Annotated in this window: 19 protein-coding genes and 2 tRNA genes; 17 read left to right on the top strand and 4 right to left on the bottom strand. The window is 68.0% G+C overall.

Annotated features, from left to right (window positions below; genetic code table 11):
• The first annotated feature begins 258 nt into the window (after positions 1–258).
• From FQY83_RS09315 to FQY83_RS09255, 13 genes are all read left to right on the top strand, one after another.
• On the top strand, positions 259–2,919 hold the full coding sequence (locus FQY83_RS09315; protein WP_146387327.1) for a TonB-dependent receptor: 2,661 nt from the start codon (positions 259–261) through the stop codon (positions 2,917–2,919).
• Between the two features lie 117 nt (positions 2,920–3,036).
• Positions 3,037–3,564, top strand: coding sequence for a CinA family protein (locus tag FQY83_RS09310; RefSeq protein ID WP_192906687.1), 528 nt, complete (start codon positions 3,037–3,039; stop codon positions 3,562–3,564).
• Positions 3,565–3,634: 70 nt separating this feature from the next.
• Positions 3,635–4,276, top strand: coding sequence for a transcriptional repressor LexA (gene lexA / locus FQY83_RS09305; protein WP_146387325.1), 642 nt, complete (start codon positions 3,635–3,637; stop codon positions 4,274–4,276).
• Between the two features lie 160 nt (positions 4,277–4,436).
• On the top strand, positions 4,437–5,474 hold the full coding sequence (recA, locus tag FQY83_RS09300; protein WP_192906693.1) for a recombinase RecA: 1,038 nt from the start codon (positions 4,437–4,439) through the stop codon (positions 5,472–5,474).
• Positions 5,475–5,927: 453 nt separating this feature from the next.
• Positions 5,928–6,380, top strand: a complete 453-nt coding sequence (locus FQY83_RS09295) for a TfoX/Sxy family protein (protein WP_146387321.1) — start codon at positions 5,928–5,930, stop codon at positions 6,378–6,380.
• A gap of 18 nt (positions 6,381–6,398) precedes the next feature.
• Complete coding sequence (locus FQY83_RS09290) at positions 6,399–6,908, top strand: O-acetyl-ADP-ribose deacetylase (protein WP_146387319.1); 510 nt, start codon at positions 6,399–6,401, stop codon at positions 6,906–6,908.
• 106 nt (positions 6,909–7,014) lie between these two features.
• Positions 7,015–7,317: a putative quinol monooxygenase gene (locus FQY83_RS09285; RefSeq protein WP_146387317.1), complete on the top strand. Its 303-nt coding sequence runs from the start codon at positions 7,015–7,017 to the stop codon at positions 7,315–7,317.
• Positions 7,314–7,802 carry a recombination regulator RecX gene (gene recX / locus FQY83_RS09280; RefSeq protein ID WP_146387314.1) on the top strand — a complete coding sequence of 163 codons (489 nt, stop codon included), beginning with the start codon at positions 7,314–7,316 and terminating at the stop codon, positions 7,800–7,802. Before FQY83_RS09285 ends, recX begins: the two co-directional genes overlap by 4 nt.
• Before the next feature lie 275 nt (positions 7,803–8,077).
• Positions 8,078–10,732: an alanine--tRNA ligase gene (alaS, locus tag FQY83_RS09275; RefSeq protein WP_146387312.1), complete on the top strand. Its 2,655-nt coding sequence runs from the start codon at positions 8,078–8,080 to the stop codon at positions 10,730–10,732.
• A gap of 163 nt (positions 10,733–10,895) precedes the next feature.
• A complete protein-coding gene (gene csrA, locus FQY83_RS09270; protein ID WP_146387310.1) occupies positions 10,896–11,102 on the top strand; it encodes a carbon storage regulator CsrA in 207 nt (68 codons plus the stop codon).
• A gap of 75 nt (positions 11,103–11,177) precedes the next feature.
• Positions 11,178–11,270: transfer RNA gene (locus FQY83_RS09265), tRNA-Ser, on the top strand.
• A 74-nt stretch (positions 11,271–11,344) separates the two neighbouring features.
• Positions 11,345–11,421, top strand: a tRNA-Arg gene (locus FQY83_RS09260).
• 375 nt (positions 11,422–11,796) lie between these two features.
• Positions 11,797–13,677, top strand: coding sequence for a right-handed parallel beta-helix repeat-containing protein (locus FQY83_RS09255; protein WP_146387308.1), 1,881 nt, complete (start codon positions 11,797–11,799; stop codon positions 13,675–13,677).
• 52 nt (positions 13,678–13,729) lie between these two features.
• On the opposite strand, the gene FQY83_RS09250 is transcribed toward FQY83_RS09255, so the two are convergent.
• Complete coding sequence (locus FQY83_RS09250; protein WP_146387306.1) at positions 13,730–14,845, bottom strand: hypothetical protein; 1,116 nt, start codon at positions 14,843–14,845, stop codon at positions 13,730–13,732.
• Positions 14,846–15,658: a hypothetical protein gene (locus tag FQY83_RS09245; RefSeq protein ID WP_146387304.1), complete on the bottom strand. Its 813-nt coding sequence runs from the start codon at positions 15,656–15,658 to the stop codon at positions 14,846–14,848.
• Positions 15,659–15,982: 324 nt separating this feature from the next.
• On the opposite strand from FQY83_RS09245, the gene FQY83_RS09240 reads away from it, so the two are divergent.
• Positions 15,983–17,095 (top strand): glycosyltransferase family 4 protein, encoded by a 1,113-nt coding sequence (locus FQY83_RS09240; protein ID WP_158636477.1) that lies wholly within the window; start codon positions 15,983–15,985, stop codon positions 17,093–17,095.
• A gap of 12 nt (positions 17,096–17,107) precedes the next feature.
• Here FQY83_RS09240 and FQY83_RS09235 read toward each other — a convergent pair whose 3' ends face one another.
• Complete coding sequence (locus FQY83_RS09235; RefSeq protein ID WP_146387299.1) at positions 17,108–18,391, bottom strand: pyridoxal-dependent decarboxylase, exosortase A system-associated; 1,284 nt, start codon at positions 18,389–18,391, stop codon at positions 17,108–17,110.
• A 239-nt stretch (positions 18,392–18,630) separates the two neighbouring features.
• Between FQY83_RS09235 and FQY83_RS09230 the strand changes: the two genes are divergently transcribed.
• The 3 genes from FQY83_RS09230 to FQY83_RS09220 all read left to right on the top strand — a co-directional run bounded on the left by FQY83_RS09230 (position 18,631) and on the right by FQY83_RS09220 (position 23,227).
• The gene (locus tag FQY83_RS09230) at positions 18,631–20,307 is read left to right on the top strand and encodes a hypothetical protein (RefSeq protein WP_146387297.1); all 1,677 of its coding nucleotides are present in this window, start codon (positions 18,631–18,633) and stop codon (positions 20,305–20,307) included.
• On the top strand, positions 20,304–22,136 hold the full coding sequence (locus FQY83_RS09225) for an FG-GAP repeat domain-containing protein (protein ID WP_158636476.1): 1,833 nt from the start codon (positions 20,304–20,306) through the stop codon (positions 22,134–22,136). Before FQY83_RS09230 ends, FQY83_RS09225 begins: the two co-directional genes overlap by 4 nt.
• Positions 22,137–22,285: 149 nt before the next feature.
• Positions 22,286–23,227, top strand: a complete 942-nt coding sequence (locus FQY83_RS09220; protein ID WP_158636475.1) for a class I SAM-dependent methyltransferase — start codon at positions 22,286–22,288, stop codon at positions 23,225–23,227.
• A 47-nt stretch (positions 23,228–23,274) separates the two neighbouring features.
• Here the strand turns inward: FQY83_RS09220 and FQY83_RS09215 are convergent.
• A partial coding sequence (locus tag FQY83_RS09215) for a transposase (RefSeq protein ID WP_146387291.1) occupies positions 23,275–23,940 on the bottom strand: 666 nt, incomplete at its 5' end.

Raw genomic sequence — 23,940 nt, 5'->3', positions numbered from 1 at the left:
GCACGGTGGCGGCGGGCGCACAGTTTGCCTGAGGCCGGACCGGATGCCGCGGACGCCATCTCCGGGGACATGCGCAAGCGCATGGAACTGTGTTAGCTTTTCGTTGCCACAGTGTAAAACAGTGATTCACCGAGCAGCCGTCCCGTCCCCCACGCAGGACCGGCATGCAAGCAACGCGGGCCCATGGTCGCCACGGCGATCGCGGGTTTCGCAGGGACTTCTTCGATTTCCACTTTCCACTCGGTTCAGGGGGACGCCATGGCCGCAAGCCAACCGCAACGCACGCTGCTCGCAACCGCCGTTTTCGCCGCACTCGCGGGTCTGGCGATGTCCGCCCACGCGCAGGACGCGCCTTCGGGCGATGACGCCGAGGAAACCCGCACGCTCGCCACCCTGACCGTCACCGCGCAGAAGCGCGAGGAAGCGATGCAGGACGTGCCGATCTCGGTCACCGCGCTCGATGAGCGGCTGATCCAGGACACCGGCGTCCGCGACATCAAGGACATGCAGATCCTGGTGCCCGGCCTGACCGTGACCAGCACCCAGAACGACGCGATCACCACCGCGCGCATCCGCGGCATCGGCACGGTCGGCGACAACGTCGGCCTGGAGTCGTCGGTGGGCGTGGTCATCGACGGGGTCTACCGGCCGCGCAACAGCGTCGGCTTCGGCGACCTCGGCCAGATCGAGCGCATCGAGGTGCTGAAGGGGCCGCAGGGCACGGTGTTCGGCAAGAACACCTCGGCCGGCGTCATCAACGTCATCACCCGTCGCCCGAGCTATACCCAGAGCGCCGAGGCCGAGGTCACCGCCGGCAACTACGGCGCGCTCGGTGTGTCCGGCAGCTACAACGACAGCTTCAGCGACAGCGCCGCCTTCAGCCTCTTCGCCGCCAAGCGCAAGCGCGACGGCTGGATGGAGGTGGTCACCGGCAACGGCCCGCGCGTGGAGGACGAGGACTACGACCAGAACTTCCATACCGTCCGCGGCAAGCTGCTGTTCGAGCCCAGCGAGAATTTCGAGATCCTGCTGTCGGCCGACTACACCAGCCGCGAGGAGAACTGCTGCACCGCGGTGCAGACCACGGTCGGCGCGACCGCGGCGATCCTCAACGTGCTGGCCGGCGGCCAGGCGGTGGCGGCGCCGGGCGACGATCCGTTCGATCGCGTCGCCTACAGCAACCGCCCGACCACCCAGGACATCAAGGACAAGGGCGTTTCGGCCGAGATCAACTGGGACATGGACGCGCTCGGCGGCGCCACCCTGACCTCGATCACCGCCTCGCGCGACTGGCAGGCGATCAACGGCCTCGACTACGACTTCAGCACCGCCGACCTGATCTACCGCAACGCCAGCGAGGACGAGTCGTTCACCGGCTTCGAGACCTTCAGCCAGGAGTTCCGCCTGACCGGCGCCACCGACCGGCTCGACTGGATGGTCGGCGTGTTCTATTCCGACGAGGACCTCGCGCGCAACGAAAGCTACCGCGTCGGCGCCCACTACGAGCCCTACGTGTCGACCCTGGTGTACCAGCTGGTCGGGCAGAGCCTGGCCGCCTCCGGCATCCCGCTCGACAACCCGCTGAACATCCCGCCGGCGGCGTTCCTGTCGCAGGTCGGCGGCACGACCTACGGTGCCGGCTTCAGCGGGCTCGGCGCGCTCGACCGCTACCAGCAGAACGCGAAGAGCCTGGCGCTGTTCACCAACAACACCTGGCACGCGACCGACGCGCTCGACCTGACCCTGGGCCTGCGCTACACGCGCGAGGAAAAGGAGCTCAGCTCGAGCTACAGCAATCCCAACGGCAGCCTGGCCTGCACCGGCGCGCTGACCGACCAGAACCCGCTCAACCCGAACCGCTATGCCCGCCTGCGCGCGGCGCTGGCCTCGCGCAGCACGGCCTTCGCCGGCCTGCCGGCGGCGGTGCAGAACGCGGTCATGGCCTCGGCAGGCCCGCAGATCGCAGGCTACATGTGCCTGCCCTGGGCCAATGCGCTGCACAACGGCCGCTCGACGTTCCAGGAAAGCGAGGAGAAGGAGTGGTCGGGCACGCTGAAGGCGGCCTACCGCTGGAACGAGAACGTCATGACCTACGCGTCGGCGGCGCGCGGCTACAAGGGCGGCGGCTTCAACCTCGACCGCGTGCAATCGGCCGACGGCAATTCGGCCAGCGGCGCCGGCATCACCCCGGTCGCCGACACCTCGTTCCCCGGCGAGTTCGTCGACAGCTACGAGCTCGGCGCCAAGACCACCTGGGCCGGCGGCTCGCTGCTGCTGAACGCGACGCTGTTCCACCAGGAGTACGAGGACTTCCAGCTCAACAGCTTCCTCGGCACCAGCTTCGTGGTGCGTTCGATCCCGAAGGTGACCTCGAAGGGCCTCGACGCCGAGATCCTGTGGCAGCCGCAGGCGGTGCCGGGGCTGATGCTGCAGGGCGGCCTGATGTACGCCGACACCAAGTTCGGCGACGACATCCCGGGCGGCGACTTCATCGAGCGTACTCCGCTGAGCACGTCGGGCGCGCTGTACAAGCTGCCGGGCGCGACCATGCCGTTCGCGCCCGAGTGGTCGGGCTCGATGGCCGTGACCTACGAATGGGACTTCAGCAACAGCCTGATCGGCCGCTTCAACGTCGGCGCGAAGTACATGGGCGACTACAACACCGGCTCCGACCTCGACGTCGAGAAGGCGCAGTCGTCCTACACGGTGGTCAACGCCCGCTTCGGCTTCGGCGCCAGCGACAACCGCTGGATGGTGGAGCTGTGGAGCACCAACCTCACCGACACCGACTACGTGCAGGTCGGCTTCGACGGCCCGCTGCAGGCGCTGTTCCCGGATCCGGGCAATCCGCTCAACACCTTCAATGCCTTCCCGGCTGCCCCGCGGATGTACGGCGTGACCTTCCGCGTCCGCTACTGAGCAGGCCCCGCGTCTCCGGCCCGCGCGTCCACGGATGCGCGGGCCTTTTTTCGCCTGCTCGCCGGCGACCGTGGCCGGATTGGGTTAAAAAGGACGGCCCGCCCCCAGCGTGCCGCCATGTCCACCGTGATCCCGACCGACGACGACCTGCATCGCCTGGCGACCGAAACCGGCGCGCGCCTGCGCGCCTCGCACCACATGCTGGTGACCGCCGAAAGCTGCACCGGCGGCTGGATTGCCAAGACCGTCACCGACGTCGCCGGCTCCTCGGACTGGTTCGACTGCGGCATGGTCGTGTACAGCTACGAGGCCAAGCAGGCCATGCTCGGCGTGCAGCCGCAGACGCTGGAAACGCACGGCGCGGTCAGCCGCGAAACGGCGATCGAGATGGTGTCCGGCGCGCTGGTGCACTCGGGCGCCAGCATCGCGGTGGCGGTCACCGGCATCGCCGGTCCCGGCGGCGGCAGCGAGGACAAACCGGTCGGCACGGTATGGGTGGCGTGGAAGCGCCGCGGGGGCTACGCGCGCGCGGCGGTGTTCCACTTCGACGGCGACCGCGACGCCGTGCGCCGGCAGACGGTGGCCGCCGCGCTGGGCGGCATCGGGGAACTGCCGGCCGCTTCAGGGGATTCCGCGGGGGCCTGATCGGCGTCGGGGCAGGCGCGGTCGCGAATCCGCTTGCGCGCCGACGAAGTTAGTAGTATTACTACTAACCATGAACCTCACCGACACCCAGCAGGCCATCCTCGGACTGATCGCCGAACGCATCGAGGCCGAAGGCGTGCCGCCTTCGCAGGCCGAGATCGCCCGCGCCTTCGGCTTCAGCGGCGTGCGCGCCGCGCAGTACCACCTGGAGGCGCTGGAAGCCGCCGGCGCGATCGAGCGCGTGCCGGGCCGGGCGCGCGGCATCCGCGTGCTGCAGCCGGTGCCGGCCGCGCAGCAGGTCCTCGACCTGGCGGCCGGCAACGACGATGCGCTGCACCTGCCGGTGCTGGGGCAGGTCGCCGCCGGCCTGCCGATCGGCGCCGACATCGGCAGCGACCAGGTGGTGCTGATGGACCGCGCGCTGTTCTCGCCCGCGCCCGACTACCTGCTCAAGGTCAAGGGCGACTCGATGATCGACGAGGGCATCTTCGAGGGCGACCTGATCGGTGTGCACCGCACCAGCGACGTCCGCAGCGGCCAGATCGTGGTCGCCCGCGTCGACGACGCGATCACGGTCAAGCTGCTGAAGATCGGCAGGGACCGCATCCGCCTGCTGCCGCGCAACCCCGACTACGCGCCGATCGAGGTGCAGCCCGACCAGGACTTCGCCATCGAGGGCCTGTACTGCGGCCTGGTGAGGCCGAACCGGTGAGGCCGGCACGGGGTTTCCCGACATCCGCCGTGGCCGTTGCCCGGCATCCGTGCCCCGTCGCGGCGACTAGTTTCGATCCCGGCGCCCGGGTCGCAGCTTTTGCGATGGGCGCCTGCAAGGATGCATCCAACCCGAATTCACCATGACAAGGACCACCACGATGGACGAGAACAAGAAGCGCGCGCTGTCCGCCGCCCTGAGCCAGATCGAGAAGCAGTTCGGCAAGGGTTCGGTCATGCGCATGGGCGACGGCAGCGTCGAGCCGGCCGAGGTCATCGGCACCGGTTCGCTGATGCTGGACATGGCGCTGGGCATCGGTGGCCTGCCCAAGGGTCGCGTGGTCGAGATCTACGGCCCGGAATCCTCGGGCAAGACCACGCTGACGCTGCAGACCATCGCGCAATGCCAGAAGGCCGGCGGCACCGCCGCGTTCATCGACGCCGAGCACGCGCTCGACCCGACCTATGCGCAGAAGCTGGGCGTCAATATCGACGACCTGCTGGTCTCGCAGCCCGATACCGGCGAGCAGGCGCTGGAGATCGCCGACATGCTGGTGCGCTCCAATGCGGTCGACGTGGTGGTGGTCGACTCGGTCGCCGCGCTCACGCCGCGCGCCGAGATCGAGGGCGAGATGGGCGATCAGCTCCCCGGCCTGCAGGCGCGCCTGATGAGCCAGGCCCTGCGCAAGCTGACCGGCAACATCAAGCGCAGCAACTGCATGGTGATCTTCATCAACCAGCTGCGCATGAAGATCGGCATCATGATGCCCGGCCAGAGCCCGGAAACCACCACCGGCGGCAATGCGCTCAAGTTCTACGCCTCGGTGCGCCTGGACATCCGCCGCATCGGCGCGATCAAGAAGGGCGACGAGATCATCGGCAACCAGACCCGCATCAAGGTGGTCAAGAACAAGATGGCGCCGCCGTTCAAGCAGGTCATCACCGAAATCCTGTACGGCGAGGGCATCAGCCGCGAGGGCGAGCTGATCGACATGGGCGTCGACGCCAAGCTCGTCGACAAGGCCGGCGCCTGGTACAGCTACGGCAGCGAGCGCATCGGCCAGGGCAAGGAAAACGCCCGCAACTACCTCAGGGAGAACCCGGACGTCGCCGTGAGGCTGGAAGCGGAACTGCGCGAGAAGTTCCAGCCGGCGGAGGCCAGGCGCGATGACGACGATGCGCCCGGTGCCGACGACTGATCGTCGCAATGCTCTTCGCGGCCAGGGATGGCCTTTACACCGGCAGCCTTCCCCGGGGACGGGGTGGGCTGTTCCGTATTTCCCTCCGCCCGTCATCCGGCGAAAGCCAGCCGTCATCCCAACGAAAGCCACCCGCCATCCCGGCGAAAGTTAGCCGTCATCCCGGCGAAAGCCGGGATCCATGTTGCCCTTGCTCCGGAGAATCCACATGGCGAAGAGACGAAAAATGGACGACCGGCAGTCCGGTTGCCGTTGAAAGTCGCTGCCAGCGTGCGCGGGATGCAAGGATCCAGGCGGTGGAACATCGAAGGGAAGGCACCCCCGGCAGGCACAGGAGGTAATTTCATGATTCTCGGATGGCGGACGGTGATCTACCCGGTGGCCGACCTCGCGTACGAGTTCGCGTATTCGCTTCCGGACCAGGACTGAAGGCACGCACGGCGGGGACAGGTCATGGCAACCGACGTTGATTTCATCGAGTACGTGCTGGAGCAGGCGGCGTTCGGCGGCAGGCTGGCGTACAAGCGGATGTTCGGCGAGTACGCGCTGTACCTGGACGACAAGGTCGTGGCGTTCGCCTGCGACAACAGCCTGTTCCTGAAGCCGACGGACGCGGGCAGGGCCGTGCTGCCGACGGTGGTGCCGGGCAAGCCCTATCCCGAGGCGAAGGACTACTACGTGATCGACGAGTTCATCGACGACACGGCGCTGTTGCGGCAGTTGATCGTGGCGACGGCCGACGCACTGCCGGCGCCGAAGCCGAAGGCGCCGCGACCGGCGAAGGCCGTCCGCCCCGCGAAGCCGTCGGGGAAGCAGGCCGCATCGAAGCAGGCCGGGGCAAAAAAGGCCGCCGCCAAGGGCGCGCCGGCCCCGAAGACGCGTCGCCCGAAGCGCGTCCAGCCGTAGCCGCGGAGTGGGGATGCGATGAAACTGTCCGCGATCCGCGCCGACATCACCACGCTGCAGGTCGATGCCATCGTCAACGCCGCGAACACGTCGCTGCTCGGCGGAGGCGGCGTCGATGGCGCGATCCACCGTGCGGCGGGGCCGGAACTGCTGGCCGAGTGCCGCACGCTCGGCGGCTGCGCGACGGGCGAAGCCAGGGCGACGCGAGGCTACCGCCTGCCGGCAAGGCATGTGATCCATGCGGTCGGGCCGGTCTGGCGGGGTGGTGACGCCGGCGAACCGGCGCTGCTGGCATCGTGCTACCTCCATGCCGCGCAGCTTGCGGAGACGCTGGGCGCCCGCAGCCTCGCGTTTCCCGCGATCAGCACCGGCGTCTATGGCTATCCCGTGGACGCCGCGGCGAGGGTCGCCGTGGCAACGGTGCTCGGGCATGTGCCGGTGCTGCTGGAAGAAGTGGTGTTCTGCTGCTTCTCCGACGGGCACCTGGCCGCCTATCGGGCCGAGCTGACGAAACATGGCATCGCCTGACGACCGGGCGATGTCACCGGCGCGCCGCCGGATCCTGTCCTGCGCGGGCGCGATGATGGCCATGGCCGCGTTGCCGGCCGTTGCCGGGAAAACAGACGGAGGCTCCATGTACGGTTTGATCGGAAGTTTCAAGGCGGCGGCGGAACAGCGCGAGGCGCTGCTCGCGATCCTGCTCGAAAACGTCAGCGGGATGCCCGGCTGCCTGGCCTACGTGGTCGCGGAAGACCCCGACGACCCGGACGGCATCTGGATCACCGAGGTCTGGGACAGCGCCGACAGCCACAAGGCCTCGCTGGCGATCCCCACGGTCAAGGACGCGATCGCGCGCGCGATGCCGCTGATCGCAGGCTTCGGCCAGCGCACCGAAACCCGGCCGGTCGGCGGCCTCGGACTGCAGGCCGGCGCATGAGCGACGGTCCGCGCGCGCGCCGGCAACGCCCGCAGCCCACCGCCACGCAGCGGGCGCTGGGCCTGCTGACCCGCCGCGAGCACTCGCGCCGCGAACTGACCCGCAAGCTCACCGCGCGTGGCGTGGAGGCCGGCGAGGCCGAAGCCGCCGTGGCGCGGCTGGCCGGCGAAGGCTGGCAGGACGACGCGCGTTTCGCCGAGTCGCTGGTGCGCAGCCGCGCCGACAGCGGCTACGGGCCGCTGCACGTGCGCGCCGAACTGGGCACGCACGGGCTGGACCGGGACACCATCGCCGCCGCGATGGACACCTTCGAGGGCGACTGGACCGAAGTGGCCCGCGACCTGGTCCGCCGCCGCTTCGGCGAAAGCGGTCCGCGCGACCTGGCGCAGCGACGCAAGGCGGCGGACCTGCTGATGCGCCGCGGCTTCGACGGCGACCGCATCCGGGCCGCGACGCGCTTCGATCCGGACGATCCCGAAGGCTAGGGCGCGCGACCGTCGGCCCCCACCCCAACCCTCCCCCGCAGGCGGGGGAGGGAGCAAAAGCATGCGCCGTTTCAACTCCCTCCCCCGCCTGCGGGGGAGGGTCGGGGTGGGGGCCAACGAAGCCACCCTCGATCCGGCACCGCCAGAACCGGCGACTGAAACCGACCGGTTTGCTAATCTCGCGGTTTCGCCGGGTTGTCTGCTCTGGCCGTAGGCCTCATCTGGAGTGTCGCGGGACGGATCGGGTTCGCCCGCCAGCCCCACGCCAGCCTCCGATGACCACGCCAAGCCCCTACACGACCGCGCGCATCCGCAGCGACTTCCTCGACTTCTTCCGCGGCAAGGGCCACGAGATCGTGCCCTCGGCGCCGCTCGTGCCCGCCAACGACCCGACCCTGCTGTTCACCAACTCGGGCATGGTCCAGTTCAAGGACGTGTTCCTCGGCGCCGAGAAGCGCGCCAACCCGCGCGCGGCCGACGTCCAGCGCTGCCTGCGCGCCGGCGGCAAGCACAACGACCTCGATTCGGTCGGCTACACCGCGCGCCACCACACCTTCTTCGAGATGCTGGGCAACTGGTCGTTCGGCGACTACTTCAAGAAGGACGCGATCGCCTGGGCCTGGGAACTGCTGACCGAAGTCTGGAAGCTGCCCGCCGAGCGCCTGCTGGTCACCGTCTACCACACCGACGACGAGGCCTACGCGCTGTGGCACGAGATGATCGGCATCCCCGCCGAGCGCATCGTCCGCATCGGCGACAACAAGGGCGCGCCCTACGCTTCCGACAACTTCTGGCAGATGGCCGACACCGGCCCCTGCGGCCCCTGCACCGAGATCTTCTACGACCACGGCCCGGATCATTTCGGCGGCCCGCCGGGCTCGCCCGACGAGGACGGCGACCGCTATATCGAGATCTGGAACCTCGTGTTCATGCAGTTCGACAAGCAGCCCGACGGCACCCTGCAGCCGCTGCCGGCGCCGTGCGTGGACACCGGCATGGGCCTGGAGCGCCTCGCCGCGGTGCTCCAGCACGTGCACAGCAACTACGAGATCGACCTGTTCCAGGCGCTGATCCGCAAGGCCGGCGAACTCACCGGCACCGCCGACCTGGAGAACAAGTCGTTGCGCGTGATCGCCGACCACATCCGCGCCTGCAGCTTCCTGATCGTCGACGGCGTGCTGCCCTCCAACGAGGGCCGTGGCTACGTGCTGCGCCGGATCATCCGCCGTGCGCTGCGCCACGGCTGGATGCTCGGCACGCGCGAACCGTTCTTCCACCGGCTGGTCGGCACGCTGTCGTCGCTGATGGGCGAGGCCTACCCGGAGCTGTCGGCCAAGGCCGAGTTCGTCGAACGCGCGCTGCTGGCCGAGGAGGAGCGCTTCGCCGAAACGCTCGACGCCGGCATGAAGATCTTCGACGACGTCGCGGCGAAGTCGGGCGGCAAGACCATTCCCGGCGCCGACGCCTTCCGCCTCTACGACACCTACGGCTTCCCGCTCGACCTCACCCAGGACATCGCGCGCGAGCGCGGCATCACCGTCGACGTCGCCGGCTTCGACGCGGCGATGGAGAAGCAGCGCGAGACCGCGCGCGCGGCCGGCAAGTTCGGCGGCGGCGTGACCCTGCCGGCCGAGCTCGTCGCGCAGCTGCAGCCCACGCAGTTCCTCGGCTACGACGAACTGCAGGCCGGCGGGCTGATCGTGCTTGCGATGCTCAGGGATGGCCGCCCGGTCGACGCGATCGAGGCCGGCGACGAGGCCATCGTGATCCTTGACAGGACGCCGTTCTACGGCGAGTCCGGCGGCCAGGTCGGCGACACCGGCGAGCTGGACGAGCAGGGCGTGCGTTTCCGCGTGGACGACACGCAGAAGCTGGCCGGGCAGTTCCACGCCCACGTCGGCCGGCTCGAGGCCGGCACGCTCAGGCGCGGCGACCACCTGCTGGGCGCGGTCGACGCCGCCCGCCGTGGCAGCATCGTGCTCAACCACAGCGCCACCCACCTGCTGCACGGCGCCCTGCGCGGACTGCTCGGCACCCACGTCGCACAGAAGGGCTCGCTGGTCGCGCCCGACCGCCTGCGTTTCGACTTCTCCCACTTCCAGCCGGTCGGCGGCGACGAACTGGCCGAGATCGAGCGCCGGGTCAACGTCGAGGTGCGCGGCAATCATCCGGTCGTGATCCGGCAGATGGGCATGCAGGAGGCGATCGACTCCGGCGCCATCGCCCTGTTCGGCGAGAAGTACGGCGAACGCGTGCGGGTGGTGGCGATGGGCGATTCGGTCGAACTGTGCGGCGGCACCCACGTCGGCCGCACCGGCGAGATCGGCCTGTTCAAGCTGGTGTCCGAAGGCGGCGTGTCGGCCGGCGTGCGCCGGATCGAGGCCCTGACCGGGCAGGCGGCGCTGGACCACGTCGTGGCCGAGGAGCGGCGCCTGCGCGAGGCCGCGGGCCTGCTGGGCGGGACGACGCTCGACGTGGCTGATAAACTGCGTGGCCTGCTCGACCGCCAGAAGCGGCTGGAGCGGGAAGTGGAGACCCACAAGGCCAAGGCCGCCAGCGGCGCGACCGCGGACCTGGCGGGGCAGGCCGTCGACATCGGCGGCATCAAGGTACTGGCAGCGCGTCTGGAGGGACTGGACGCCAAGGCGCTGCGCGACGCGATGGATCGCCTCAGGCAACAGCTCGGGGACGCGGCAATCGTGCTCGCGGGCGCCAGCGACGGCAAGGCCGCGCTGGTGGCCGGCGTGTCGGGTGCCGCGAACGGGCGTGTCAGGGCGGGGGAGCTCGTTGCCTTCGTGGCCGGTCGGATCGGCGGCAAGGGCGGCGGGCGGCCGGACATGGCGCAGGGTGGCGGCACGGACGGGCCGGAGCTCCGGCAGGTCCTGGCCGAGGTCCCGGGCTGGGTGTCCGGGAAGCTGAGTCCCGCCTGACCGGGCGCGAACCGGGCGTTTGCTCCATGACCTGTGTCGGTTGACCGGGCGTCCGCTCCCCGACATGCTTCACGTTTATGAATTCGAAACACCATCTCGAGCACGGTTTCAAGGCGTTCGGTGGCGTTCCGGCAGCGGGCCCATGGCCCACGGAGAAGTTCTGATGTTGATTTTGACCCGCCGCGTCGGCGAGACCCTGATGATCGGCGATTCGGTCACCGTCACCGTCCTCGGCGTCAAGGGCAACCAGGTGCGCATCGGCATCACCGCGCCGAAGGATGTTGCCGTCCACCGTGAGGAAATCTACCAGCGCATCCGGCGCAGCGACGAAGCCGAGCCGGCGCGTGGTTCCGGCACCGACGGCGACTGATTTGCCGCATCGGTGACGACTCCGGTATCCTTCGCCGCCTGTCGCGGCGTGGTGTGTCTGCCTCACGCGATTCCCGGAGACTTGCCCGAGAGGCCGAAGGGGCTCCCCTGCTAAGGGAGTATGGGGTCAAAAGCTCCATCGAGGGTTCGAATCCCTCAGTCTCCGCCAGTTTTGCAATGCTTTTCCGCCGGCGCCACGTTGACTGGACAACGGCGGATTCGGCATAATTCCGCTTCTGCCGCGCGCCCGTAGCTCAGCTGGATAGAGCACCAGGCTACGAACTTGGGGGTCGGAGGTTCGAATCCTTCCGGGCGCGCCATTTTTTGGACATTTCTTCAAGAATGCCAACCTTTCCGGTTGGCTTTTTCTCGAATGTGCCGGTCGTGTTCCCGGTTCGCTGCTGCGCCGTGGATGCTCGACGATACGTGGCGCAATTCCGTGGGGAAGGCGCGCAGCCAGCGACTGCGATCGCGCATCGGCGCGCCGATACTTCACGGTGGATCACCCTGGATGGGCCGGAGTTGCGAGGCCGGTTTCGCACGCACACGAGCCGTCACCATCGACGTTGTATGCGCCCGGGACACTTCTCCGGCCGGCATATCCACGTGTTCATTCCGTCGCACGCGATGCTGAGGACGGCAGTTGAGGTTGGGCATGCCGGCGGCACCGTGGCGGTCGCCGTGCGACGTCGACCTTGAACGCCGGCCCCCGGGGCGTTCATGAGCCGGAAGGTCCCGCTTCCGCGCAGGGGGGTTACTATGCGCTGGACTTGCAGATCGTCGCTGCGCTGCAGGACAGGGGATTCGCTCAGATCCGGAGTAGCCGTATGCCTCTTGCCCTGTCTCGCGCCGCCATCGCCTGCGCCTGGCTGACGTTGCCGTCGTTCGCCCTCGCGGCGACCTACACGGTCGGCCCATCGGGCCGGCAGTACACGCAACTGTCGGCGCTGGTCGACGCGGTCGACCTCGAGCCCGGCGACATCGTGCTGGTCGACGGCGGCGCGACCTACGGCGGCAACATCGTCGTGCGCAGCGGCGACCGCGGCGCGGCCGGGAATCCAGTGACGTTCCGCTGGAACCGCTCGGTCGGTTCGACGCGTCCGGTGCTGAGCGGCGGTACACACACCATCAAGTTCCAGCAGTCCAACCACGTGGTGTTCGAGGGTTTCGACGTGCGCGGCGGCTCGCTGTCGTGTCTGTTCAGCGAAGCGCACGACGTGACCGTGCGCGACACCGTCATCCGCGACTGCCCCTCGCACGGCATCCTCGGTGCAGACAACAATTCCGGTTCATTCACGCTGGAATACAGCGAGGTGTACAACTCAGGATCGGGAACGAGCCGTCATCCGATCTACATGCAATCCGACCAGGTGGCGTACCCGGGTTCGGTGTTCCTGATGCGCTACAACTACGTGCACGACGGCAACGGCGGCAACCTGCTGAAGAACCGGCACGAGCGCGCGCTGATCTACTACAACTGGTTCGAGAACTCGGCCTACCAGGAGCTGGAGCTGATCGGACCGGACTGCGAAACGCAGCAGTCGGGCTGGACGCCGGCCCTGCGCCGCGAAGACGTGGACATGGTCGGCAACGTGATCGTGCACAGCGCCGGCTGGCGCAACGCGATCCGCGCCGGCGGCGACCTCAACGGACGCAGCCAGGGCCGCCTGCGCATGGTCAACAACACGATCATCTTCAACCGCGCCGGCATCGCCAACGCGGTGCTGGTGCAGCTGGGGCTGGAGTCGCTGGAGATGCACAACAACGTCGTCTACCAGACCGGCACCGGCGCCGCGCCCAACATCCTGCGCGTGCACGAGGCATCCGAAGTGGAAGCACCGTACTGCGCGCCGACCAGCCGCGAGCCATGGACCAACGGGCGCAAGGTCGCCGGCAGCAACAACTGGGTGCAGACCTCGGCGACTCTGGTGCCGACCGAGTGGACGGGCACCTTGCGCGGCGGCGATCCGGGGTTCACCAACCTCGGCCAGTTCCAGCTGCGCCCGACGGCGAACAGCCCGCTGGTTTCGGCCGGCAATCCGCAGCCGCCCAGTCCCGCCGCGTTCCCGTTCCCGTCGCCGCTGTTGCTGCCGCAGTTCGACCCGCCGCTGCGCGCGAAGATGGCGATCGGCACGCAGGTCACGCGGGTGCCCGGTGCGCGGATCGAGATCGGTGCGCTGGAAAGCAGTTCGGGAAGCGTCCCGCGACGTCGCAACGGCTCGATGCCTCTGAAGCCCCCCCCAGTCGAGGCGTCAGCAAGGGAACCTCTGAGCAAGTCGGAATTGTCCTTCCGGGCGCAGCGAGGGATCTCGGAGAATCAGGGGCATGGATTGACCGGCTTCACCGTTGGAAGGGCGCCTCTTGCTGTGCTCGACATGACGGTTGGTCAGAGGTTCCCACGTGCCGCGCAGAGCAGTGACGCGGCTGGCGCTGGCGTCCGGACGCCTGGGGCCGGGGGTTCAACCGACATGCAGGGCAAGGTGAGTATTCAACCACCCATCCTGTCCCTCTGGCGAAGGTGGTTGCGGTGGATCGACGGCTTGCGCGAAGAGGCGGACGGCGAGGAAGCACGCTGAGTGCCACCACGCGAGAGCCGGCGCCACGCGCCGGTCGTGCGAGCAATCGCCGTCAAGCAGCCCGCATATTGAGCAGGGAACGCATTTGATCCCTCAGGTCGCGCAAGGAGGCCCGGATTCGCCTGCGCACCGTCATTTTCTTGACCGCGCGCCACAGGGCCGGATCGACCTGTGGATCACACGCATGCAGGATTTCCTCCCAATCGAGCACCAGCGTCCCGCCCAGCCTGACGTGGCGGATGGGCGCCGGATCAAGCAGCGGAGGCAATGATCCGGATCTCGCGCCAATCGCCCGGATCCCGGCCATGGTGCGCAGGCATTTTTCGCACTTTCCGCAGTTTCCCGCGTTTCCCTGCATGCAGACCCGAAGGTTGTCCATGATCACGGGGGAGCCTGCCAACCTGGCAAGTTTCTCGATCCTGAGATGCTCGCTGCCGTGATGGACGATCTTCGTCGTCTCGGTCGACCAGAGCGGGTCGGTGACCGGATGCGTGCCGAGGGGGGCGAGATCCAGCCAGGGAGTGCTGGAAGGGAACTTCAGCTCCGCGAACCTGCAGCTCATTGCCAACGCAGAAAAGCAACCTCCCATCGCATCGTGCCAGTCGATGCCATAGCCATGGCTGAACTCTTTCGCGTTTGTCGATGCTTCAAGCAGCTCGGCGCCGAAATGCCTCGCGACATGCTGCATCGCTGGAAGGGCGCTGTGGTACGCGGAGCTGTTGAACTTCTTGCCGGTGTCGACGCGATCAACGAATAGCAGATTATCGATCTGATGCTGGTTGTCGAGCAAGGTGAAGCTGCTGTCGACGCCACCGGAGAACAGCGCGCCCACGCCATGGCTTTCCGGGGCTGGTTCCGGTGTTCCACCGGTGATTTCCACCGGATGCGCCCATTCGAACCACAGCCGGAAGATGGACTGCAATCGTGCGATCCCGGCGAGCAGTGCCGGGGATACTGGCAGGGAGGGATCGATCGCGATCGGACGGCACGAGCGCATGGCAGGCAACAGGGCCGCCGCGAGGAATGGATCGGCGCGGAGCACTGGCGACAGGCGTGCAGGGACGTGGAACCAGAGCTCACGGCCATCCACCAGTGCATGAAGCCGTGCGCCGTCACCTTCCCGGTCAATGCCTGCGCGTTCGATGGTCAGCGGGTGTTCGTTGCTCATTCAAACCGCCCTGGATCGGATTTCCGGTGCGAAGGCGGGTTGCCTCAGGATCCAGCCATCGAGCCCGTCCACGGGAAATGGGGTCGATTTCGCTTCCGCCGCTGAGACCCAGCGGCCGGGCACCAGGCCTTCGCGATGCGACTCCCCCGGGATGCAGTAGTGGCGGGCGGCACTGCGCGCCTTCGATTCGTTCAGGCTGCCGCCAATGTTGGTCACCGTGAACCGCAGGATGTAGTTGATCGACGCGAATCCGTGTATCCAGTGCAGGTTGTGGTGTCCTGTCGAGGAGGTCGATACGCCGCCGGGACCATACCTTCCCGCGAGTCCGGGCTTCAGGATTGCGCGTTCGGCGTTCGACTCGACCACGTCGTACGTCCGGAACCCCACCTCTCCCTCGACGACGAGCATGCCTGACACCGTGTTTTCATGTGCATGCGGTGCGATCGCTTCTCCGGCGCGAAGCACCAGGATGTCGAAAGTGATTCCGCGGCCAGCGGCAAGCCTCGATGCCAGCCTGAAGTTGAACCCTCCGGCTTGATCGGCCCATCTGTTGCCGAACAACGCATACTTGTAGTCAATGCGCTCCAGAAGCGGGCCGATGTGCGGCAGACCCACGACCGCAGCGGCGCCGTCGCCGCCGAGGGACAGGAACGTGGCTTCGAGTCGACGCCTCAAGGCTTCGTCGTCCGCTCCGTCGAGCTTCACGGCGAGGCCGTCTTCGAGCAACCGGGGCAGGGCACGACGGTCGCGGCGGAGGCTCGCGCGGGTCCCGTCGAGGAGCCTGTCTGCCAGAGCGCGTCGCAGCCGCTTCATTGATCGGAACCCTCCCTGGATGCGTGGAATGCGGTTGGCAGCAGCTGGTGGCAGCTTCGCTGCGGACGGTGTCGCCCGGGTCGGGGTGCCCCCGGGTCGGGGTGCCCCGAGGTCGCCACTTCCGTCCAAGCCAAGAACGCAATTGACGCGGGTGAGCGGACACCGCGGCTGGCGCTCGCGGCAAACCTGCTCTGGGCATTGGGCTGCGGAACGGTCGGGCCTGGCGAGGGAACCTTGTCTGCCAGGGCCTTGCCGGGCCCGTGATGTCCTTGTCGGGGTCGGGACCCCGTTCTCATGCTGGATGTATCGCGAAACGGGTCGACGATGAAGGTGTTGCACCTCACCCTGTCCTACGGGCAGGGCGGACGGCGTGAGGCGATCGTGGCGCTGGCACGCGGCCTGGCGGATCTGGGTATCGAGTGCCACCTCGGATGCCTGGACGAGTTCGACTCCGCGCCTGAAGAGCGAACGTCGTTTTCAGGCGCCATAAACCTCGAACGCAACGGCGTCTTCGACCTTGCCGCGCTCTCGCAGTTGCGCGTCTATTGTCGCGAGCATGGCATCGACGTCGTCCATGCCCACGATGCGGCCAGCGAAGCGATGGCGGCACTCGCGATGCCGGTCGCCGGGCCGGCTTTGCTCATGACTTTCCACCGCACCAGGAGCATCGAGACCGCGCGTCTGCGCGACCGCCTGCGCAATGCGTTGGTGGGGCTGCGTGTCGGGGCGGTGGTCACTGCATCTCAGGAGAGGCTCAGGCACTACGTCGCAAGCAACTACGTCAACCCGGACAAGGTGTCGTGCGTTCCGCTCGGGATCGACCTGGACCGGTTCCGGGACGATCCGCGGCTGCGCCTGGAGATGCGCGAGCGGTCAGGTGTCCGCAATGGAGAGCTGGTGGTCGGAGCCGTCGGTCATTTCGGAGAGGTGAAGGGCATTGATCTGGCGATTGGCGCGTTCCAGTCGTTCGCCCGCGATCATCCGGAGCACGATATACGCCTGGTGATACTGGGGCAGGGCAGTGCCGAACGGGAGGCCACGCTCAGGGCGATGGTCCTGCCGGAGTTCTCCGGAAGGATCTTCTTCGAGGGCTTCCGGAGCGATCCGGAGAACTGGTTCCCGGGTTTCGACGTGCTGCTGCATGGCGCTCGCGACGAAGCCTTCGGCCTGGTGCTGGCCGAAGCCCAGGCATGTGGCGTTCCCGTGGTTGCGGCCAAGGTGGGAGGCATCCCCGAAGTCGTGCTCGATGGCCGCACGGGCTACCTCGCGGCAAGTGCCGCCATTGCACCGCTGGCGGACAAGCTCCAGCAGCTTCTGGCCAGCGAGTCCGGGCATCGGCAGATGGGGAGGCAGGCCGTCGAACACGCACAGCGCCAGTTCAGCCGGCGGCGCTATGCGGAGGACTACCTGCAGGTCTACCGGCGGCTGCTTGCCTGAACCGTCGCGCTGTCAGACCAGCGCTTCGGTCACGTCCGGGTGGCCGAGGAACTGCCGCGGACTGGCGGTCCGCCCGTAGGCGCCGGACTGGAACACCACGACGAGGTCGCCCGGTTCGGCCGAATGGTCGAGCTCGATGTCGTCACCGAGCAGGTCCAGCGGCGTGCACAGCGGGCCGACGACCGACGCCTTCTCGCGTTCCCCGCCGCCGCCGTCGACCGCGATCGGGTAGTTCCTGCGCATCACCTGCCCGAAGTTGCCGGATGCGGCGAGGTGCTGGTGCATGCCGCCGTCGGTGACGAGGAACACCTTGCCGCGCGAGATCTTGCGGTCGAGCACGCGGCAGACATAGATGCCGGCTTCGCCGACGAGGTAGCGCCCCAGTTCGATCACCAGCCGCGCCTGCGGCCCGAAGTCGCCCGCGGTCCGCGCGGCGAGCCCGTGCAGCGACGCGAACACCGGGCCGGTGTCCAGCGCATGGTCGCGGTCGCTGTAGGGGATGCCGAAGCCGCCGCCGAGGTTGAGCATGCGCAGCGGCGCGGGGAAAACGTCGAGCCACTCGCGGACGAGATCGTAGCTGCGCTGCTGCGCCTCGACGATGGCCTCGGCGCGCAGGTTCTGCGAGCCGGCAAAGCAGTGGAAACCCTCGAAGGCGAGGCCCGCGTCGGCGATCCGCCGCAGCAGCGCCGGCACCTGTTCGGCATCGACGCCGAACTGCTTGGCGCCGCCGCTCATCTTCATGCCCGAGGCCTTGAGCTCGAACGGCAGGTTCACCCGCACCGCGACCCGCGCGGGCGTGCCGCTGCGCTCGGACGCGCGCGCGAGCAGGTCGACCTCGCGGAAGGACTCCAGGTTGACCAGGATGCCCGCGGCCTGCGCCTGGCGCAGTTCGGCCTCCTGCTTGCCGGGTCCGGCGAAGCTGATGTGGGTACGGTCCATGCCAGCGTCGAGCGCGACGCGCAGCTCGCCCGCCGAGGCGACGTCGAAGCCGTCCACCTGCGAGGCCATGAAGCCGACCAGGGCCGGCATCGGGTTGGCCTTGATCGCGTAGTGCAGCAGCACGCGGTCGGGAAAGGCGGCGCGCAGCGCGGATGCGCGCTCGGCCAGGCGGCCGCGGTCGTAGAGGTAGCAGGGCGTGCCGCCGACTTCGTCGACGACCGTCGCCAGCGCCCGCCCGCCCACGAGGAATCCGCCGTCGTTTCCGCGGGGCCAGCGCCCGACCGGACCTGCGTCACCTTTCGCAGCACTTTGCGCGATTCCCGCGGCTTTGGGCACACCTACATCGATTTCAGTCATGTATTCCACAACTCGTTGATTTTGCAATAGGATACGCCGGATCCGGGGCAACCATCCTGCCCGCTGGCGCGCGTCACCTGTCCGGTCCCTGACCGGGGAGTGTGACGTGCTGCCGCGTTGGCGGGGTGGGGGCAGGGGGCCGGCGACGCATTTCTATACTCGGGTTCTTCCAACGGGTTCCAGACCCGCGGCAGGACTGTCCGAGCGTACGCGACACGGTCCCCCCGGAGAGTCTTTTCATGATCCACCCACCCATTGCCGGTCGTCCCGTCCCGCGGCTGCAGGCGTTTGTCCTGTGCGCCGTGCTGGCGCTGCCCGTGCTTGCCGCGTGCTCCGAGCGCGCCGATGCCGCGCCTGCGGACATCCAGGCGACCCGGGAGCAGGCCGTGTCGGAGGCGTCGCCGCCGGCGTCGCAGGCATTGCCTTCGATGGACATTCGGCTCACCGCCAACGGCGAGGTCGGCACGAGCGAACTGGTGAACCTCGGCATCCCGTTCGCGCAGGGCGTGCTGACCGACGCCGGCCGCGTGCGCATCCTCGATGCCGCGGGCGCCGAGGTGCCGGCCTTCGTCGCGTCGACGCTGCGCTGGCACTGGGCCGACGACAGCATCCGCGCGGTGCGCGTCCAGTTCGTCGCCGACCCGAAGGCCGGCTACCGCTTCGACATCGGCCAGCCGCGCACCCGTGCCATGGACGAAGTGCCCTACGAGCGCGGCACGCGGCCGGGGAGGATGGACGCACCGGTGCCCAGGGTGATCGCGACGCTGGATCCGGCCTGGCTGGTCGATTCGGGCATCGCCGGACCGCAGCTCGCGCACGATCCGAAGCGGGACTATGATCGCTACGTCGATCGCCAGTGGGCATGGGCGAAGGACACGCCCTACAGCAGCTCGACCGGCTTCCTGTTCGACCGCGCTTCGGTGATCGGCTACCAGTATGTGCGCAGCGGCAGTCCGGAGCTGTTCGCCGAATTCTACAATTCCGCCACCTTCTACCTGTCGAAGATCAAGCGCAGCGGCCGCGGCGGCGGCTGGCCGGACTGCACCGGCGGCTGGGAGTTCGACCGCGCCAACGTCTGCGATCCCAAGTACAGCTACGTCACTCCGCACCTGCTGCTGGTCGCACTGGCCGGGGACACCGGCCGCCTGGACGCGCAGACGATCGCGCACATGGCCGACAACCAGATCCTCGGCGGCTGGAGCGGCCCGCCGGGGCCGTACCGCGGCGGTGACCAGTCCTGGACCGAGCGCCACGCGGGACTGGCGCTGGACCACCTGGTGTCGGCCTACGAGATCACCGGCTCGGACAGGGTGCGCAAGCAGATCGACGACATGCTCGGCTGGCTGCACGCACACCAGCAGACGCCGCCCGGCGGCGATCCGGTCACTGGCGCGTGGACCCACTCCTGGCAGGCGCACGAAGGCAGCACCTACGATCCGGCCACCGACGTGCGCGGCGCGTCGCCGTGGATGGGCGCCAACCTCGTCGGCGGCCTGTGGCACGCTTGGCGGGTGACCGCGGATCCGCGCATCCCGACCATGCTGCGCGACTTCGGGCGCTACGTCGAGGCGCACGGTTTCGCGCCCGACGACAGCGCCGGGAAGTGGCTGTCGTCCTGCAACGCCGGCGGCACGATCGGCTGGTACTTCTCGTCCGGAACTGCCTCGATCGACCGGATCGAAGCGATCCAGGACAGCGAGGGCCATGGGTCCGACAGCCACAACCCCGAGCTGTTGATGGTCGTAGCCGCGGCGCGTCACTTTGAAACCGATCCCGACTGGATCGACAGGTTGTCCCGTCGCGCAGACCTGTTGCGCCAGTACTTCAATCCAGCATGCGCGGCGATATCGCATACGCCGCGTGCATTCAATTGGCAACATCGCAATCCGGAGGCCCTATGGCTAATCGAACAATGACATTCCACCGCGGCAAATGGGCCGCCCTCGCCGTCGCGATGTGTGCCATCACGCCGGTGCCGGGCTCGGATGTGGCAGCGGCTACCCTGGCGTTCGAGAACGTGACCGCACAGCAGGTCGATCAGCTTGCAGATTCGACTTATCGCTTTGACGCGATGTGGACGGATTTCAACAGCGATGGCTGCCTCGATGCGTTCGTGTACGACCATGGCTTCCCGACCCCGACCAGCCGGCTTTGGCTGAACCGGTGCGACGGGTCGGCGCGCCTCGACCTGGTCAGCAATTCCGATGTGAACTACTACATCGGCAATCCGATGAATCCGCGCGGCAGCGGCTGGGTGACGACACTCGATTTCGATGGCGACGGTCGCGAGGACTTCTGGACGCGGGACTCCGATCTGCCTGCGGCGCGCTATCGCAACGGCAGCACGCCGGGCAGCCACATGCCCTGGTTCTCCGGCAAGGACCTCGCCTGCGATTACTGGATCTGTGCATTCGGAGACTTCACCGGCGTTGGCGCGCTCCAGATCGTTGATTCCCGCCGGCAGATCGAGGACATGATGACCCGGAACGTGATCCGTCCCGCCAGTGGCGACGAAGCCTACCAAGTGGTGGGGGATGTCACCGGCAACGGCTGGCCGGACATCGTGCAGCCGGCGAATGGCGGCTATTGGCGCAATGACAGCGGCACATTGACGTGGCAGGCAGTGCCTGCGTTCCGGGGCGGCGGTTCGGGAGTGCAGTTGCTGGCGGATTTCGACAACGATGGGTACCAGGATCTGATGCTGGTCGACGTCGGCCGTTGCGGTGGCCCTGCACCGGTCACACGCAAGGTGCTGTTGTTCAGGAACAACGGGCAGGGTGGATTCACCGACATCAGCAGCAGCATCGGCGAGCTCACCGATGCCGGTGCTCCCGACTGTTGGGCCAACTACGGCAACATCATCGCCGCCGACATGGACAACGACGGGTATCTTGACGTGGTCTACTCCGGCGGCTCGAATTCGTCGAGCACCCTGGTCTTCCGCAACAACGGCAATCTGACCTTCAGTCGCTCCTCGGTCAATTTCGGTGCATCGGGGGGGACGAGCGCAGGTGGTGGATGGGTGTCTGCGAGTCCGCGTGCCGGCGTGGGCGATTTCGACAACGACGGCCGCCTGGATATCGTCAAGACGCAGCACCCGAGCAACGTCGGCATCTGGCGCAACGTGACCAATACCGAGGGTGCGAACTGGCTGAAGGTTCGCGTGCGGGGAGTCAACAAGAACACCGACGGCGTCGGCGCCAATGTCCGCATCTACCGGACGGGCACGTCCCAGATCGTGGCCAACCTTGAAGTGCAGGTCAGCGACCAGCATCCGCTCAAGTGGCTCCATGCGGGACTTGGGGCCCGGGATCGCGTCGATGTTGAGGTGCGGTTCCCCAGTGGCGGTCCAACCCATCGCTTCAACGGCATTCCAGCGAACCAGGAAGTCATCGCCTATGCCAATGGTTGCCTGCTGCAGAACTGGAGGCCCGGGAACGGCTGGCCGGTTTCGCCGCCCTCGGACTGTTCGTTTTCCGGCGGCAGCACGCGCGCGCGTCGCAATGGGGCAACCCCACTGTCGCCGCCGGCTGCGGATGCAACCGCGGCGACAGAACGCGGCACGACTGCGGCGCCGGCGCGTCAGGCGATCACGCCTGCGGTAGCGCCCGCGACCGCCGCAGGCACGGGCGTGGCGACGACGGCGAGCGTGATCCGGGTGACGCCGGCTGCACTGCTGCTGTGGCGCAGGCTGCAGCGCTGGTTCGACACGGTGTCCCTGCCCACCTTGGGCGATCGCGACTAGTCGATCGTATCCGGCATGGTTCGATGGCTGCCAGGGCAGGTAGCCGGCTGGCCGCCAATCCCCGCTTCAGCCGTTCTCCGAAGGGTGCCCCGCCGATCGCGTGGGCGTTCTGACAGGGGCGAGCACCAGCGATGGCGACAGCGGATGCCGTGACACTGAGCGCATGCCCCGTCTGCGCGGGCGAACGACTGGACAGCGTGCAGACGCCGGGTCGCTGGATCGGCCCCGAGGTGTTCGAGCCGCTGCGTGGCCGGATCGGCATGATGAGCTGCCGGGACTGTGGGCTGGACTTCGTCAATCCGCGTCCGTCCTCCGAACGGCTCGGCGCGTTCTACGACGGCAGCACCTACGACTGCCACGAGACCGCCGGATCGTCGTCGGCCGGGCAGACCGCGGACTTCCTGCTCTCGCGCATCGAGCCGTGGCTGCCCGCGTCGGCGCCGCGCTCGGTCCTCGACTACGGCGCCGGTGGCGGCGGCTTCCTGCTGCACATGCGCGAACGGGGCTGGGAGGCCAGGGGCTTCGAGCCGGGGCGGCGTGGGCGCGAAGCCTGCCTGGTCGTGGGCCTCGATGTCACCGGAAATCCGGACGAACTGCCCGCGGGCGAATTCGGGCTGGTGACGCTGCACCATGTCTTCGAGCACCTCGAGTCGCCGGACGAAGCCCTGTCCATCGTGCGACGGGTACTCGCGCCCGAGGGTCGCCTGTTCATCGAGGTGCCCAACCAGGCTTCGCTGCGCGCGCGCCTGGCACTGCCGTCGCTGTCGAGCAGGACGCGGGTCGATGAACGCTATCGTGCCTATCCGATCCATCTGGCCTACTACAACGCGAGCACGCTCGAGCGGGTGCTGGCCAACAGCGGCTGGACCGTCGAAACCAGTTTCACCGTGGGAATGGGGCTGGACGAGTACCTCGTCGCGGGCGAAGTGCAGGCGGCGCCGAGCAGTGCTTCAGCGACGCCCGCAGCACGCGCACCGGGCGTAGCCGCCGGAGCTGCGGTGAAGCAGCGGCGCCTGCGCCACCGGGTCCGCGACGCCTACCTCGCCATGGGCCTGGGCGAGAACCTTGCGGTGATCGCGCGACCGAGCTGACGCCAGCCTGCGATCATCAATCCGGGCGTAGGAGCAACTGTCTTTGCCTAATTGGCCGGCACCTTCCATTCGGTCCGATCACGGGCCATGGCATTGAGCCGGGTCAGCAGGACCCGCATGCAGGCGGTGATGGCGACCTTGGCGCACTTGCCTCGCTGGCGTAGCCGCTGGTAACGATCCTTGAAGTCGGGTTGGGTGCGGATCACCGACCAGCAGGCCATGTACAACACCCGGCGGATCGGTGCCCGCCCGCCGCGGATGCGGCGTTTGCCGGCGTGCTGGCCGCTGTCCACGTTGTAGGGCGCCAGCCCGGCCAAGGCGGCGATCTGGCGGCGATCCAGCCGTCCCAGTTCGGGCAGGTAGGCCAGCAGGCTGGCGGCGGTGACCTCTCCGATACCGGCGATGGCCTGCAACTGCTGGCTCAGGTGGTCATCGAGTTGTCGTTGCGTCTGGGCGATGGCCTTGTCGAGCTGGCGGATGCGCAGGCGCAGTTGGCCGATGTGTTCGATCAGATCGTGGCGAACCTCGGCCAGCTGGGCTTGGTGCAAGCGACGACGTTCGTCGTCGCGTTGCCGGACCAGTTGCTCACGGCGCTGGACCAGCTCGCGCAGGGCCTCGCGTTCGGGCTCCAGCGCGGCGCTGGGGGCGCAGACCAGTTCGGCCATACGTGCGAGCAGGGCCGCATCGATCGGATCGGTCTTGGCGGTCTTGCC

Origin of the sequence: Luteimonas marina (assembly GCF_007859325.1) — a bacterium.
Classification (GTDB): domain Bacteria; phylum Pseudomonadota; class Gammaproteobacteria; order Xanthomonadales; family Xanthomonadaceae; genus Luteimonas; species Luteimonas marina.
Note: the sequence above shows the minus strand (reverse complement) of the source record. Positions and strands in the feature narration are given on the sequence as shown.

Excerpts from the sequence above, each read along its gene's own strand:
- FQY83_RS09310 (WP_192906687.1), top strand. The coding sequence starts at position 3,037 with ATGTCCACCGTGATCCCGACCGACGACGACCTGCATCGCCTGGCGACC.
- FQY83_RS09230 (WP_146387297.1), top strand. The coding sequence starts at position 18,631 with ATGATCCACCCACCCATTGCCGGTCGTCCCGTCCCGCGGCTGCAGGCG.
- csrA (WP_146387310.1), top strand. The coding sequence starts at position 10,896 with ATGTTGATTTTGACCCGCCGCGTCGGCGAGACCCTGATGATCGGCGAT.
- recX (WP_146387314.1), top strand. The coding sequence starts at position 7,314 with ATGAGCGACGGTCCGCGCGCGCGCCGGCAACGCCCGCAGCCCACCGCC.
- FQY83_RS09225 (WP_158636476.1), top strand. The coding sequence starts at position 20,304 with ATGACATTCCACCGCGGCAAATGGGCCGCCCTCGCCGTCGCGATGTGT.
- FQY83_RS09315 (WP_146387327.1), top strand. The coding sequence starts at position 259 with ATGGCCGCAAGCCAACCGCAACGCACGCTGCTCGCAACCGCCGTTTTC.
- FQY83_RS09290 (WP_146387319.1), top strand. The coding sequence starts at position 6,399 with ATGAAACTGTCCGCGATCCGCGCCGACATCACCACGCTGCAGGTCGAT.
- alaS (WP_146387312.1), top strand. The coding sequence starts at position 8,078 with ATGACCACGCCAAGCCCCTACACGACCGCGCGCATCCGCAGCGACTTC.
- FQY83_RS09240 (WP_158636477.1), top strand. The coding sequence starts at position 15,983 with ATGAAGGTGTTGCACCTCACCCTGTCCTACGGGCAGGGCGGACGGCGT.
- FQY83_RS09235 (WP_146387299.1), bottom strand. The coding sequence starts at position 18,391 with ATGACTGAAATCGATGTAGGTGTGCCCAAAGCCGCGGGAATCGCGCAA.
- recA (WP_192906693.1), top strand. The coding sequence starts at position 4,437 with ATGGACGAGAACAAGAAGCGCGCGCTGTCCGCCGCCCTGAGCCAGATC.
- FQY83_RS09285 (WP_146387317.1), top strand. The coding sequence starts at position 7,015 with ATGTACGGTTTGATCGGAAGTTTCAAGGCGGCGGCGGAACAGCGCGAG.
- FQY83_RS09250 (WP_146387306.1), bottom strand. The coding sequence starts at position 14,845 with ATGAGCAACGAACACCCGCTGACCATCGAACGCGCAGGCATTGACCGG.
- FQY83_RS09295 (WP_146387321.1), top strand. The coding sequence starts at position 5,928 with ATGGCAACCGACGTTGATTTCATCGAGTACGTGCTGGAGCAGGCGGCG.
- lexA (WP_146387325.1), top strand. The coding sequence starts at position 3,635 with ATGAACCTCACCGACACCCAGCAGGCCATCCTCGGACTGATCGCCGAA.
- FQY83_RS09245 (WP_146387304.1), bottom strand. The coding sequence starts at position 15,658 with ATGAAGCGGCTGCGACGCGCTCTGGCAGACAGGCTCCTCGACGGGACC.